Source organism: Granulicella arctica (assembly GCF_025685605.1).
Lineage (GTDB): Bacteria > Acidobacteriota > Terriglobia > Terriglobales > Acidobacteriaceae > Edaphobacter > Edaphobacter arcticus.
Window position 1 is genome coordinate 4645445 of sequence record NZ_JAGTUT010000001.1, and the last position, 15131, is coordinate 4660575.

At 58.9% G+C, this 15131-nt stretch carries 8 protein-coding genes and 1 pseudogene; 5 read left to right on the plus strand and 4 right to left on the minus strand.

Going from position 1 to position 15131, the window contains the following annotated elements; all coding sequences use genetic code 11:
* Positions 1-147: 147 nt before the first annotated feature.
* Positions 148-1896 carry a coagulation factor 5/8 type domain-containing protein gene (locus OHL20_RS19635; protein WP_263384847.1) on the plus strand — a complete coding sequence of 583 codons (1749 nt, stop codon included), beginning with the start codon at positions 148-150 and terminating at the stop codon, positions 1894-1896.
* Between the two features lie 349 nt (positions 1897-2245).
* On the opposite strand, the gene OHL20_RS19640 is transcribed toward OHL20_RS19635, so the two are convergent.
* Together OHL20_RS19640 and OHL20_RS19645 are read right to left on the minus strand one after the other, a co-directional pair.
* The gene (locus tag OHL20_RS19640; protein WP_263384848.1) at positions 2246-2449 is read right to left on the minus strand and encodes a hypothetical protein; all 204 of its coding nucleotides are present in this window, start codon (positions 2447-2449) and stop codon (positions 2246-2248) included.
* Between the two features lie 184 nt (positions 2450-2633).
* Positions 2634-3752, minus strand: coding sequence for an alkaline phosphatase family protein (locus OHL20_RS19645; RefSeq protein ID WP_263384849.1), 1119 nt, complete (start codon positions 3750-3752; stop codon positions 2634-2636).
* Between the two features lie 194 nt (positions 3753-3946).
* On the opposite strand from OHL20_RS19645, the gene OHL20_RS19650 reads away from it, so the two are divergent.
* Entirely contained in the window at positions 3947-7456 is a 3510-nt protein-coding gene (locus OHL20_RS19650) for a TonB-dependent receptor (RefSeq protein WP_263384850.1), read from the plus strand.
* Between the two features lie 61 nt (positions 7457-7517).
* Positions 7518-9944, plus strand: coding sequence for a GH92 family glycosyl hydrolase (locus OHL20_RS19655; protein WP_263384851.1), 2427 nt, complete (start codon positions 7518-7520; stop codon positions 9942-9944).
* A 3-nt stretch (positions 9945-9947) separates the two neighbouring features.
* On the opposite strand, the gene OHL20_RS19660 is transcribed toward OHL20_RS19655, so the two are convergent.
* On the minus strand, positions 9948-11075 hold the full coding sequence (locus OHL20_RS19660) for an SPL family radical SAM protein (protein WP_263384852.1): 1128 nt from the start codon (positions 11073-11075) through the stop codon (positions 9948-9950).
* A 215-nt stretch (positions 11076-11290) separates the two neighbouring features.
* Between OHL20_RS19660 and OHL20_RS19665 the strand changes: the two genes are divergently transcribed.
* Positions 11291-13129, plus strand: a complete 1839-nt coding sequence (locus OHL20_RS19665; protein WP_263384853.1) for a glycoside hydrolase family 127 protein — start codon at positions 11291-11293, stop codon at positions 13127-13129.
* Between the two features lie 166 nt (positions 13130-13295).
* On the plus strand, positions 13296-14003 hold the full coding sequence (locus OHL20_RS19670) for a Crp/Fnr family transcriptional regulator (RefSeq protein WP_263384854.1): 708 nt from the start codon (positions 13296-13298) through the stop codon (positions 14001-14003).
* Between the two features lie 26 nt (positions 14004-14029).
* Here OHL20_RS19670 and OHL20_RS19675 read toward each other — a convergent pair.
* Positions 14030-15079 (minus strand): annotated as a pseudogene (locus OHL20_RS19675) (LLM class flavin-dependent oxidoreductase).
* Positions 15080-15131 lie beyond the last annotated feature (52 nt).

A 15131-nucleotide genomic window follows, 5' to 3' on the forward strand; every position in this document is an offset into this window, starting at 1 on the left:
ACGGCTGTGCATTATGTGAAGCTTGAGTTAATTATGTGGAGGGAGGGTTGTCAACTCTTGACGAGCCGAAGGAGAGCGGGTGCTTCACGTCATGGATAATGATCAGCGTGGAGTGAAGGCGATTGGCAAAGATCCCGGGGAGATTTAATGAACGGCAAGCAGTTGTTTGAAGTGATTATGTTGCGCGGGTTCGCGCTCGTGTTGGGTGGGTTCAGCGTTCTTCCTGTGATGGCTGCAGGTGCAACGAAGCCTGACTTCGGCCCGAACGTTGCGGTGTTCGATCCGGGTATGTCCTCGGCTGTCATTCAGCAGAAGATCGATGCGGTGTACGGGGTCCAGCGACACAATGAGTTTGGGCCGGAGCGGAATGCGCTGCTGTTCCTGCCGGGGACGTATCACGTGGATGTGCCGGTGGGCTTCTACACGCAGGTGCTTGGCCTGGGCGCTTCGCCGGATGAGGTGAGCATTGCGGGTAACCTGCATGTTGATGCGAGCCTGAAGAGCAATAATGCTACGACAACTTTCTGGAGGGGCGCTGAAGGAGTTGCGGTGACTCCTGCTGGAGGGACGATGCAGTGGGCTGTGTCGCAGGCGGTGCCGTTTCGGCGGATGCATGTGCGCGGGAGTATTGTGCTGCACCAGAATGATGGGTGGGCCAGTGGCGGATGGATGTCCGATGATCTGGTCGATGGAAATGTTGGGGCTGGTCCGCAGCAGCAGTGGATCTCGAGAAACAGCGAGTGGGGAAGCTGGACGGGATCGAACTGGAACATGGTTTTTGTGGGGGTCCCAACGATGCCGGTTGGGGAGTGGCCTGCACCACCGTACACGAAAGTGGCGAGGACGCCGGTCATTCGCGAGAAGCCTTTCCTGCAGGTGGACGGTGTGGGGAACTATAGTGTGCGGGTTCCGTCATTGCGGCGGGATGCCGTGGGGATTACGTGGCGAGGTGGGGTTACTCCAGGTAGGTCGATTGCGATTGAGAACTTTTACATTGCGCATGCGGGAGTGGATACGGCGGCTGGTATGAACAAGCAGCTTGCACGGGGAAAGAACCTCTTGTTTATGCCTGGGGTGTATGAGCTTTCTGAGCCGATCCGTGTAAGTCGCCCGGACACGGTGGTGCTTGGGCTGGGGTTTGCGACGCTGCGTCCTGTTACGGGTAAGGCTGCGTTAGTTACAGCGGATGTGGATGGGATCGTTCTGGCTGGACTGCTGCTGGATGCGGGTCTGGATAAGTCGCCAGTGTTGCTACAGGTGGGGCCGATTGGGAGTACGGCGAGCCATCGCGATAACCCGGTGTCGCTGCACGATATCTTCTTTCGGGTAGGTGGTGCGGGACCCGGAAGCGCGGGTGTCAATCTTGAGGTGAACAGCAACGATGTGGTGATCGACCATACGTGGATCTGGCGGGCGGATCATGGGGCGGGTGTCGGCTGGGCAACTAATCCGAGCGCGAACGGTCTTGTTGTAAATGGTCAAAATGTAACTGCGTATGGATTGTTTGTCGAGCACCAGCAGGAGTTTCAGGTGCTTTGGAATGGTGAGGGAGGACGGACTTACTTCTACCAGTCAGAGATACCGTATGACCCTCCGACACAGGCGAGTTTTACGAGCGCTGCAGGTACCGATGGCTGGGCGGCGTACAAGGTAGCCGATGCAGTGAAGAGCCACGAGGCGTGGGGTCTTGGAATCTACAGTGTCTTCACGCATCCGGATATCAAGCTGAGTCGAGCTATTGAGGTGCCAACGCGACCGGGCATTCACTTCCATCACATGATCACGGTCTGCCTTGGGAAGAACGGCGGGATCCGCAATGTGATTAACAAGGCTGGCGGAGCTACAGAGATCGATCCGAGAGTTACGCCTAAGGTTGCTGAGTTTCCGGTGGAGTGAAAGTTTTATATTGAACTGGATTAAGGAGCGTGGGTCCCTTGTGCATCTTGGGAATCCAGTCGGTGCCGGCGCGCTCGGGATAGGTCTTAATGCCGCACTTCGGACAGGCCTGGGGTGACATCGTAGAAAGTGGGAAGCCAGAGAAGAGGCGCTTCTGTGTATCGCTAAAGGTTCCGTTACAAAGACTAAAGCTTGCAGCCATTGCGTTACCTCCTATTGCTGAGAGTGACTTTAGACGTTGTGCCCAGCTTTCATTGTCCGATGGGCGACTTAGTCCGCAGGTTACTTGCGTGGAGTCGATACGTTTGAAGTGAGTCGACTTGTGCGTAGGTCGTTTCATTTAGGTCTGCTAGCGTGCGGTGAGAAAGTTGATCTTCAACTTCTTGTCACCTGCGGAGGCGAAGTGGACGAGCGCTACATCTCCGTAGCAGTCTTTGACTTCACCTTCGCCGAAGCGTTTGTGTCTTACTTTGCTTCCAGGCTTATAGTTGCCGGTGACTTCTTCGTGGGCCTGGTAAAGTTTCGGGCGCGGCCGTGACGATGGGAGTGACATGACTCGTACGTGTTTTCGTTGCCGCTTCCGCACTCATAGTAATGACGTTCTCCCACTTGCTGCGCCTGCATCACTCCCTTGGATGCGCATGACGTAGTGGCATCATCCCGAGACGCGATGATGCTTCCTGCTGTGAATCACAGGACTCCTCATAAATTTGATTGGTTCGAAATAATGTTGCTTCTTAGTGGGTGGCTTGCGTGGGTAGCGGCTTTCCTGCGCGAGGTTCTTGTGCGTTCCAATCCAGACCAAGGTACTGTGCGACGGTAGCGGCGACCTGGTTCTGCGTTACTTCGGCAACGTTCTTCTGGAGACCCGTGGCTGGGACGCCGGCACCGAAGAGGCCGATGAAGATGTTCTTTGAGTCGGGGGTCTTCTGGCCGTGGCCCTTCCAGTCGTCTGGACCGCTGCCGCGACCATGATCGGTGAGGAAGATGAGGGTTGTGTTGTTGCGATACTGCGGCATGCTTTGGATCTGCTTCCAAAGTTGCGCGAGGTCAGCATCGACACGGTTGGCGGAGTCGAGGTACTCGCCGTAGTTGCCACCGTGAGCCCAGTCGTCTGTCTCGCCGAGAGAGAGGAACATGACGCGTGGCTGCTTGAGTTTGAGGTAAGCCATGGCGGTGTAGAAGGTGGGCGCGTCGAAGGCTTCGTCGTCCCAGATACGAGGGGACTCGGCTTTCCATTGATTGAGCAGATCGATCTCGGGGGTCGATGGCGTGAGGAGCAAGGGGTCGTAGGAGACGGCGACGGGGAAGTTACAGCGCGCGGCGTTGACGATACCGCCAATGACCTCCCATGCTCCGAAGGCGGCTACTTTGCCCTGGAGGCCGGGCTGCTTGTTGAGCCATTCGAGGACGGTGACGTTGGGGTTGGGCTTGTTGTCGTTCGAATTGATGTTGGGGTCGGGATGGCCGGTGAGGGTTTCGCTGTAGCCGGGGTACGAAAAGTTGAAGCCGTTGGTGACGTGGGCGTCGGAGCCGGCGTCGAGGTCGCCGTAGAACTGGCCCTGCGGGATGAAGGTGCTCCAGAGGAAGGGGAGCAGGCGGGCGCGGCGGTCTTCGGGGGTCGGTGCGAGGAACTTCTGCTGGAGCTTCTTGACGTCGCGACCATCGTAGTAATTTATGGGGGTAAGGAGGGTTTCGTCGGCTCCGCGGAAGACCTCCTGCCAGCGAAGGCCGTCGGTCATGACGATGATCACGTTGCGGTCTTTGACGGAAGGCTTTTGAGCACCCGCATTTTGGAGTGGGCTGAAGCACGAGAGACCCAGAGCAAAAATACTTACTAGATTGCGGATGTTCATGATAAGAATCCTCTATCCGGCTGATGTTACACAGGTTTAAGGCATGCACCGATAAAGACACTATTTATCGGCTGGTCACATTGCATTCTTGGTACGTTCGCAGTCCTTTTATATATTGAGCAACAACCAACATTAGTCGAGCTTCTACAAGATTGATTGCCACTCAACCATTGCTGTTCTTCAGGAGCCCATTCATGCAGATGTCCATGCGCCGATCGTTGATGATTATTGTCTGTCTGTTCAGTGTTACTAGCGGGATTGGCTTGAAAGCGCAGTCGACGCAGGGGTTGATTGTGGGCACGGTTCAGGACCCAACCGGAGCGGCGATCAGCTCTGCAACTGTGAAGGTTACAAACACGGATACGGCTGTGGTTCGGACGACGCATGCAGACGGTTCGGGGAACTACGAGGTCAACAATCTTCCGCCGGGGCACTACGTCGTGCATGTGGATGCTGCCGGATTCAAGTCGACGGAGGTGCAACAGCTTGTGCTGGCAGCGCGCCAGCAGTTACGCGCGGATGTTGCGGTGCAGCCCGGTAGCGTGTCGGAGCAGGTGACGGTCGATGCTTCGGCCGCTGGTGTGATTGACACGGAGACGGCGTCGATTGCGGCCAGTCTGGATGCGGCGGATGTACGAAATCTTCCGGCAAATTATCGGGCGAGTTCGAGTGGGACGAGCCCGTTGAACCTGATCCAGACGCTGCCGGGGGTGCAGACGGATACGGCTCCGAACAATGGAACGGGTGGAGGATTTTCGATTCAGGGTGGGCTGCCGTTCCAGACGGAGGTGACAGTGGACGGTATTACTTCGCAGAATGCTACGTCGAACTCCCCGCTGCCGAATGCGTTTCCTTCGGGCGAGTCGATCGCGGAGCTGCGTGTGGACGGCGTGCTGAATAATGCGCAGTTCGGGCAGCCGGGTGAGGTGACGACAGTGTCGAAGTCGGGCACGAACAAGCTGCATGGCGGTGTGTTTTGGTATCACCAGAATGCGGCGTTCAATGCGACGCCGTTCGGTGCGGCAACGAAGCCGCGGCTTGTGGGTAATGACTTCGGGGCGAGCGTTGGCGGGCCGGTGACGATTCCGCATCTTTATCATGGGCGCGATAAGACTTTCTTCTTTGGGACGTTTGAGGCGTTCCGGCTGCCACAGAGTACGCCGAACCAGTACATCGTTCCGAGCACGCTGATGAAGACGGGAAACTTCAACTACCTTCCGGCGAACTCCCTGAGGAATCCGTTTGCTCCGGGAACCTTCTATGCGAATAATCAGCTGCCGAACATCAATACGGCTTCGCAGAAGTTTCTACAGTTCTTTCCTGATCCGAACCATGGCGATCCTACTGTGTTTCCGAATGGGGTGCCGAACTACTATGTGAACCAGGCGGCGGATCAGTCGTCGAACCAGTTCGATGTTCGTGGCGACCAGTACGTGGGCCAGAAGGCGCTGTTCTTTGCGCGGTATACGTGGAAGAACTACAACATCGGCCTGCCGGAGCCACTGCTGGTGCCGAACAGCCAGGAGACGATTCAGGATCGCATCCTTGTGCTTTCGGCGAACTACAACATCACGCCGAAGCTGATTAATGAGTTTCGATTTGGCTTTACGTTCGACAACACGGGCCAGACGAACGGCTTCAACGGGCCGGGGTTCGCGCAGTCGACGGGGCTGCAGGGGCTGACGAATCTCTTCTTCAACGGGGTGCCGGAGCTGGACTTCAAGGCGCTCTCTTCGCTTAATGCGGATAGGCTTACGTCGATTACGAAGTCGCGGACGATCCAGTATCTCGACACGGTGAGCTGGCAGGTTCGGAGCCACATGATGAAGTTTGGTGTCGACTTCCGGCATGTCGAGGCTTTGACGCCGCTCGGATTCTTCGGGGCGGATAACTATGGGACGTTCGACTTTACGAGTGCGCAGTTTACGGGGCAGGAGTTCGCCGACTTCCTGGTAGGTACGCCGAACGTGACGGAGTATGACCAGGTTGCAGCGGATAACGATGGCAAGTCGCTGTACTCGAATGCGTTCTTTCAGGATGAGTGGCATGCGCGACAGAATCTGGTCGTGAGCTATGGTGTGCGGTATGAGTATCACCCGGCGTACCACGATCCCTCGGGCAACATCGGGAATTTTGATCCATCGGTGGCCAAGTCGGGCCGGGTGGTGTATCCCGCTGGAGGCGAGGGTGTGCTGTCGCAGGCGTTTCTGAATAGCTTCAATGGGTGTGCGATCGGAACCTCAACGGGCGGATCGACGGTGAATGGTGCGGCATGTACGCCGGTGGTCTCGAACGCGCAGGCTGGCTTGCCGTCTGGCCTGCGTGAGGTGCCGACGAAGCGCTTCATGCCGCGATTTGGGGTGGCGTATCGGCCGTTCGGCAACGACCGGACTGTGTTGCGCGGCGGCTTTGGGATGTACGACATTACGCTGCTGGGGCGGAACTTCTACTCGCTGACGGGAACGCTACAGTCGTACACGGTGGCGTTCCCGAATGTGCAGACGGCGACCGGGCCTGCGTTTGCGTGGCCGGCGATTGGGGCTGGTTCGGGGATCAACAGCAACACGGCATCGTTCGGGCAGGCTTACTTTGGAACGGCGAACGATATTCATTGGAAGGACCCGTACTCGGAGCAGTACTCGCTCTCGATTGATCGAGACCTGGGGCATTCGTTTGGGCTGCGCGTCTCATATATTGGCCTCGAGACGCATCAGCTGGTGTGGGCTCCTAACTTGAATGACCTGGCTTATTCTTCGACGACTTCGGCATATGTACAGCCATTGACGGCGCGGCCTTTCCCGAACTGGGGACGCATCAACACCCGGTCAACTGGCGCGAATGCGAGCTACCACTCGGGGCAGGTCGAGTTCTCGCACCACATGAATCGCGGGCTTGAGTTCGACTCAACCTATACCTTTGCGAAGAACGTCTCGGACAACCAGGGGCCGAACAACACGGGCTTTGCACTGGAGAATGGTGGAGCGCGATCTTCGTATGCGGGTGATCGATCGGTGGACTTTGGCAACGTGTATGGGACGCGTCGCAATCACTGGAGCTCGACGGTGCTGTACGATCTGCCGATCGGTCGCGGCAGGATGATTGGGTCGAATATGAGTAAGGTTGCGGACCTGCTGGTTGGAGGATGGCGGACGAGCAACATCTTCCTGATCCAGACGGGGCCGTTCCTCTCGGCTTACATACCGAGTGGCGAGGCTGACCCTTCGGGCACGGGGTCGGGGCTCAACGGCGGTCAGTTTGGCGACCTTGGGCATCGTGCACAGAAACCGGACAGGGTGGGTGCGACGAAGCCTTCCAACCAGAGCCGGAGTAACTGGATCAACACGGCGTCCATTGTGTGTCCGGGTGCTCCGAACTGGACGCCGGGAACGAATTGCTACACCGGTGGCAATCCCGCACAGGCTGGGGCTACGCCGCCGATTGGACGATTTGGCAATGCGCAGATCGGGTCGATTGTCGGGCCGGGAACTGTAAACCTATCGTCGGGTGTATCGAAGGAGTTCGCGCTCATCGAGGGTGTGAAGTTCCGGGTGGAAGGCACGTTTACCAATGTACTGAACCATACGAACCTGAGTGATCCGGCGTTGGATATCACGACTGCCAACTTTGGCAAGATCACGCAGGCGCGTGGGTCTGACTTTGGTGGCAGCCGTACGGGGCAGGTATCGGCTCGGCTTGATTTCTAGAGCGTCAGCAGGAGCAGGCTTGTGCTGGTTGCGAGCCTGCTCGATGCCGTAGTCTACAGGCATGAATGTACGAGCCACCTCCGTGTTTTCCCGCCTGCTGGTTGGCGGACTAATGATTGGCACTGTCGCCTTTGCAGCAGCTCTAAGCGATGCCCAGGATCGAGCTGCGCTGGTCAACCCGCTGATTGGGACTGCCAACGGCGGGAACGTGTTTCCCGGCGCGACGATGCCGTTCGGCATGGTGCAGTTCAGCCCTGAGGCGACGCCTGTCAATGCGAAGCGGATGATCGCCGCGCCGGGTGGCTACGAGTTTCGCGCAGACAAGATTCGCGGGTTCAGCCTGACGAACGTTGAGGGCTGGGGGTGTGCGGGAGGATCGGGCGACGTGCCGCTTATGCCCGTGACAGAAGCGATTGGGCCTTCGCCTTCGAGCGACTTCAGACATAACTACGCTGCTGGGTTTACCCATACCGATGAGAAAGCGGAGCCGGGATCGTATCGGGTAACACTGGCGAATGGCGTCGAGGTTTCGCTGGCTGCAGCTACGCGGATGGGTGTTGCGACCTTCCGCTTTCCGGAGGGGAAGCCGGCGCGATTGCTGGTGAGGACGTCAGACTCCGAGGTGGGGTCGACGGCGGCGGAGAGCCGGGTTGATGCGGCTTCGGGAACGATTACAGGGTCGGTAACGAGCGGGAACTTCTGTGGCTACCTGGGGACGGAAGATCGACGGCCGTACTACACGCTGCACTTCGTGGCGCGATTTGACCGACCGATGACGGAGACGGGTGCTTGGACGGATGAGAAGGTGACGCCTGGGGCGACGGCGGCAACGGGTGGAACAGGATTTGGGCCTAAGGGTTTTCCGGAGGCTGGGCACGGGTCTGGGGTGTGGGCTGGCTTCGGAACGGGTGGAGAGGTGCGAGTGCGGATTGGCATCTCGTATGTGAGCGAGGCGAATGCGCGGGCAAATCTTGATGCCGAGAGCATCGCAGGGGTTCGCTATGAGGAGGTTTCCGCGAGGGCACGGGCTGCGTGGAACAAGCGACTCAACCAGATCGAGATCGAAGGTGGAACGGACGAGCAGCGAACGGTCTTTACGACCGCACTTTACCACTCATTGATGACACCGACGACCTATAGCGATGCCAACGGCGAGTACACCGGCATGGACGCGAAGGTTCATCGGGTTGGCAGCGGGCAGGCGGTGCAGTATGCCAACTTCTCGGGATGGGATGTGTACCGGTCACAGTTTCAATTGCTGACGTGGCTCGATCCGAAGCAGGGAAGCGACGTGGCCCAGAGCCTCTATAACCAGTCGGAGCAGGATGGTGGCAGATGGGATCGGTGGACGCATCTTGGTGGCGCTACGCATGTGATGAACGGTGATCCGGCGGCAGCGGCGGTTGCGGATATCTTGGCGTTTGGCGGGCGGCAGTTCGATGTAAAGGCGGCTTTGGCCTCGCTGGTGCGCGCGGCGGATGTGCCTACGAAGGAAGACCTGAGCCATGATGGGTGTCCCGTGGAGTGCGTTGGTCAGAGGCCGGGGCTGGACCAGTGGTTGAAGCTGCACTACATTCCTGTTGGTGCTCCGGCGTGGGGGCCGGCGGCGGATACGTTGGAGGATGTTTCGGCGGAGTTTGGGATCTCGGCGCTTGCCGGTCACCTGGGTGATGAGGCGGTGAGGAGCAGGTTTGCGGAGCGGGCACAGTACTGGAAGAACATCTGGAATCCCAAGGCTGCACCGGATGGCGGGTACTTTATGAATCGCAATGCGGATGGGAGTTGGCCGCTGGTGCAGGATGATGACGATAAGGCTGCGAAGGCGTTTACCCCCGCTACCGAGGATGGGTTTGTGGAGGGTAGCGCGGCGCAGTATGTGTGGATGGTTCCGTTCAACGTTGCCGGGTTGTTCGAGCAGATGGGTGGGCGGGATAAGGCGGTTGCGAGGCTCGATCGTTTTTTCTATGACGAAAAGGGTGCGCCGGCGGTGACGAAGTCGGGACCGCTGCATGCGGAGCTGGACAATGAGCCGTCCATTGAAACGCCTTGGCTTTACGACTTTGCCGGGCAGCCCTGGAAGACACAGCAACTGGTGCGGCAGGTGCTGAACACGATCTGGAAGAATGAACCGAAGGGTGTTCCGGGTAATGACGATCTTGGCGAGATGTCGTCGTGGGATGTGTTTGCGTCGATGGGGCTGTATCCGGAGATTCCGGGCAGGGCGGAGTTTGTGTTGGCTAGTCCGCTCTTCTCGAAGGTGACGGTTCACCGGGCTGGCGGGGATGTGCGGATTGTGGCGAAGGCGGCTGGAACGGATCATCCCTACGTACATGGCTTTAAGGTGAATGGCAAGTCGAGTTCGAAGACGTGGCTGCCGGAGAGCTTTGCGTTGAAGGGCGGGACGCTGGAATTTGACCTTGGTGATGCGCCCGATAAGACGTGGGGCGTGAAGAAGGGCGATGAGCCGCCGTCGTTTGGCGCGCAGTAGAGGTCAGGCCCAGTAGAGGATGCGGGCTGTGGGCAGGAGGGTGGCGATGGTCTGCTCGAAGAAAGAGCGCATCTCGCCCATGGAGTCCTTTGGGTAGACGAACTTGAAGCCGCCGAACTTGGTGCGCTTCTGGGTGCGGGCCTCTTCGCGGAGGTCGAGGCTGGTCTTGGGGTACCAGCCGATGAGGACTTCCTTCGAGCCGGGCGTGAAGCGGTGGGTGATGAGCTCTACGGTGAGGTCGAGGGCGGCTACTCCTTCGACGGCTTTAGCGACGGCGGTCAGGAGTTCGGTGTACTGGGATTGCCAGTTCTCTACGGGCATGATTGGGGCAATGGTGAGACCGATGGGGTAGCCTGCGAGGGCCATGCGCCGCAAAGCTCCGAGGCGTTGGGCGATGCTTGCGGTTCCGCCCTCGAAGTCGCGGGTGACGCTGGCGGCGTTGATGGAGAAGCGAACGCGGGTGTGGCCGCGATGCTCGAGGGCGAGCAGAGGGCTGACGGCTGCGAACTTGGTGGTCCAGCGTAGTTGGACGGCGTCGTCCCACTGACCGAAGAAGCGGATCGACTCGGCGAGCGCGCCAGTGAGGTGCTCGATGCCGAGGGGATCGGTGTAGCAGGAGGCCTCGAAGGTGGTGCCTTCGTGGGCGCGAAACTCGGAGCGCGAGGTGACCTGGCCTGCGCCCGCGTAGGATCGGAGGCCTTCGAGGATCTCGGGCAGGTTGGCGTAGGCGCGGGTGACAGGTGGGCCGCTGAGCGATCCGGCGAGATAGCAGTACTGGCAGTGCGCCGGGCAGCCCTGGGCGATGTGGAACTGCCAGTCGGCGGATGGTGGGATGGGCTGGAGCTTGCGCTGGCCGGGAGGCGATACGACGATGGCGAAGGTGGTCTTGGCCAGGGCGTAGCTCTTGCTTTCGCTCTCTGCCTTGAAGCCGGTGAGCCGATTGTTGGGGAGGCGGATGACCTCTGCGCCGTGTGAGGCGGCACGGTCGAGCATGGCACGGCCGTAGGGGAGGGAGAGGGCGTCGGGGGTGATGAGGACGCGGCGGGGTCGCCAGAGTCTGCCGTCTGTTTCGATCGGGCCGATTTCAGCTTGCGCCGTGTCTAGTTCGCAGGAGGAACTTGCGGTTGCCATGGGAATAAGAGGCATCTGCCTGCTGTCAGGATGCGTGAGGAAGGTCGAAGTGATTGAGTTTGTGAAAGAGGCTCGAAATCTCGGTGACGGGGCAAATTTACTACATTGTCTCGGTGGTGCTACGCTGCTTGTGGCTATTCTTCTGTCATTCTCGATCGACGGTGGAAAACGCTTACTAGAGTTTTGTTGGATGTCTTGCCCGATGGAGTTACTGCATGCAGAAGACCTCTCGTCGCGCCTTTGTTAGAGGAAGTGCTGCTCTTGCTGCGGCCACAGCCGTTCTACGCGATGCCCATGCGTTCCAGGCAGCCGGGGTGATGGCGAAGCCCTCGACGCCTCTGATGCAGTTTGACTATAAGGATGTCCGGCTTCTTGATGGTCCGATGCTTATCCAGTTCCAGCATAATCATCAGCTCTTTCTGAATTTGAATGAGGACAGCCTGCTGAAGCCGTTTCGTCAGCTTTCGGGGCTTCCCGCACCGGGGGAGGACATGGGCGGCTGGTACTCGCCGTCGCCACTGTTCGATCCGCCGAAGAATATGACGGGCTACATACCCGGGCATACGTTTGGGCAGTATGTCTCCGGGCTTTCGCGGGCGTATGCCGCCACGGGTGATAAGGCTACGCAGGCTAAGGTGCAGCGATTGGTAGCGGGTTTTTCGCCGACGATCAGTGAGAAGTTTTATAGCGATTACTGTATTCCGGCGTACACATTCGACAAAACGAACGTCGGCTTGATCGATGCTCACGAGTTTGCGGGTGATCCGCAGGCGCTTGCTGTGCTTAACCGGGCCACGGATGCAGTGCTGCCGTTCCTTCCTCCGAAGGCGCTGAACCGTGAGGAGATGATGGCTCGCCCGCACAAGAACGTCTCGTTTACGTGGGACGAGAGCTATACGCTGCCGGAGAACTTCTACCTGGCCTACCAGCGCGGGGCGGGGGCGCGGTATCGCCAGCTTGCTCAGAGGTTTTTAGAAGATGACACCTACTTTGGACCGCTCTCCGAGAACCGGAATGTGCTGCCGGGGCAGCATGCTTACAGCCATGTGAACGCGCTGTGCTCGGCCATGCAGGCGTATCTAACGGATGGCAGCGACAAGCATCTTCGTGCTGCCCGCAATGGATTCAGCTTTGTGCAGGCACAGAGCTACGCGACGGGAGGGTGGGGTCCCGATGAGGGCTTCCGCAAGCCGGATACGGATGAGCTTGCTGCTTCGCTTGGGAAGACACACAACTCCTTTGAGACGCCGTGCGGGGCTTATGGTCACTTCAAGATCACGCGGTACCTGATGCGCGTCACAGGCGATTCGCGCTATGGCGACTCCATGGAGACGGTGCTGTACAACACCATTCTGGGAGCAAGACCAATTCGCACGGACGGTGTGAGTTTCTACTACTCGGACTTTGGCCAGGATGCGAAGAAAGTCGACTATGAGCAGAAGTGGCCATGCTGCTCCGGTACGTTTCCGCAGCTTACGGCGGACTACGGCATCAGCTCCTACCTGCGGAGCGCGAAGGGGATTAACGTCAATCTCTATGTGCCTTCGAAGATTATCTGGCAGCAGGGTGGCGCGCGTGTCTCGCTGACGCAGCATACGCAGTACCCGGCGAACGGGGAGACGAGCATGCAGCTTTCCGTGTCGAAGCCGGAGCGGTTTACGATTGCGCTTCGGATTCCGGCCTGGGCGGGTAGCGGGACGAGGGTTGTGGTCAACGGCAAGGCCGCGGACGTGCAACTGACGCCGGGAACGTGGGCCAGCATCGACCGTACCTGGAAGGAGGGTGATCGCGTGGAGCTTTCCCTCGATATGCCGCTGCGGCTGTCACCGCTCGATGCGCGTCACCCGCAGCTTGTGGCGCTGCTGTATGGTCCGGTGGCGCTGTTTGCGATCGAGCCTGGCTCTCGGGCTATGACGCAGAAGCAGCTTCTCGCGGCACAGCGGGTAGGATCTTCTCCTGCTTGGGAGGTGGCGACGGATGGAGAGAAGGTCCGCATGCTGCCTTACCCCGAGATCAAGGATGAGAGTTACCGGCTCTATCAGCAGACGACCTGACGGGTGGTTTTCTACGAGCGAGATCAATGCACAAGCGGATCTATGACACAGGCGTATAGTCGGGTTGGGAGTTGCATCCAGCCTACTTCCATCTAATCAGAGACGTGACCCGCTGCCGTTTTCCTGTAGACGGCGGTCCTTTGCGAACTGAAGCAAAGGAGAGTCTATGTCTACTCCCGTAGCAAATCTGTTTTTATCGAGCCTGTCCGCACCGAGCCGTGAGCTGCTGCTGGCACATTCGACGGCAGTGCACCTTCCGCTGCGAACGGTGCTCTACGAGCCGGAGGTGACTCCGCCTCATGCATACTTTATGACCTCAGGCATCGCCTCGGTCGTGGCTTCGATGGTCGAGGGCGGGACGGCGGAGGTAGGCGTCATCGGCCATGAGGGCGTTGTGGGGAGCCTGCATCTGCTTGGTCCGGCGAAGGTTCCGACGCGCTGCTTTATGCAGCTTGAAGGGAGTGCACTGCGCATTCCATTTACGGAGCTGCAGAAGGCTTACCGGTCGACTGGCGAGATTCGCGATCGCATCCTTGAGTTTGTTCAAGAGCAGGCGCTCAGCTTGAGCCAGGTCGCGGCATGTCATCGGCTTCACGACGCGGAAGAGCGGCTTGCTCGATGGCTGCTGATGGTGCAGGATCGAACTCAATCCAATGTACTCAACCTTACGCAGGAGTTCCTGGCGGAGATGCTTGGAGCGCAGCGAACGACGGTCACCATGGTCGCGGGTGCGCTGCAACGTAGTGGGCTGATCGAATACCAGCGCGGCCACGTGAAAATCCTGAACAGGGAGAGCCTGGAAGCTGCTGCGTGCGACTGCTACCAGGTGACGAAGAGTCTCTTTCTCAATCTCTATAAACAGGATCTTCCGTAGAAGGTGCATGCCGTCGCTGACTTCAATTAGCTGGCGACTTCTACTCCAAGTTCCTTGCGGATGGCGGGAGCTACCTGCATGCCAAGTAACTCGATGCTGTGAAGCATTGTGGCGTGAGAGAGCGCTACATTGGTCATTTGGAAGTTGATGCGGGCAATGCCGCCGAGCGCTTCGTTCACGTAGAGGATTTTCTTAATGACGGTCTCCGCATCGCCTACCAGCAGTGCTCCCTTTGGACTGCGGGTGGCATCGAACTGGGCTCTGGTTGTCGCTGGCCAGCCACGTTCCTTGCCAATTTTGGTAAAGAGCAGGGCGTATCCGGGGAAGAAGTCATCGGCGGCCTGGGCGGTGGTGTCACCGACGAAGCCGATCATATGGAGGCCGACCTTCAACGTCTCCGGGCTATGGCCGGCGCGGCGCCCGGACTCGCGGTAGAGATCGACCAGCGGACGGAAGCGGTGAGGCTCACCACCGATAATGGCGATCATCAGGGGCAGGCCAAGCATGCCAGCGCGCACGAAGGACTCCGGCGTACCGCCGACACCGAGCCAGATGGGCAGGGGATCCTGAAGAGGTCGCGGATAGACGCCCTGGCCAGTCAGCGCGGCACGATGTTTGCCGGACCAGTGGACGGAGGTGCTTTCGCGGATGGTGAGCAGTAGATCGAGCTTTTATGCGAAGAGGGAGTCGTAGTCTTCCAGGTTGAGGCCGAAGAGCGGGAAGGCCTCGGTGAAGGAGCCTCGTCCTACGACCATCTCGGCACGCCCCGCGGAGAGGAGGTCGAGGGTGGCGAACTCCTGAAAGACACGGACGGGATCGGCTGCGCTCAGGACGGTTACGGCGCTGTTGAGCCGGATGCGTTTGGTGCGCGCTGCGGCGGCAGCAAGAATGATGGGGGGCGCGGCATCGAGGAATTCGGGGCGATGGTGCTCGCCAACGCCAAAGGTGTCGAGACCGACCTGGTCGGCATGTTCAATCTCGTCGAGGAGGTTACGCAAACGCTGCGAGGGGCTTAGGGTGATGCCGGTGGACGGGTCGGTGATGGTCGCAGCAAAGCTGTCGATGCCGATTTGCATCTGGATTCTCCTAAAAGTGCATTGTTATTTCTATTTTGATGCTTTCGGAGTT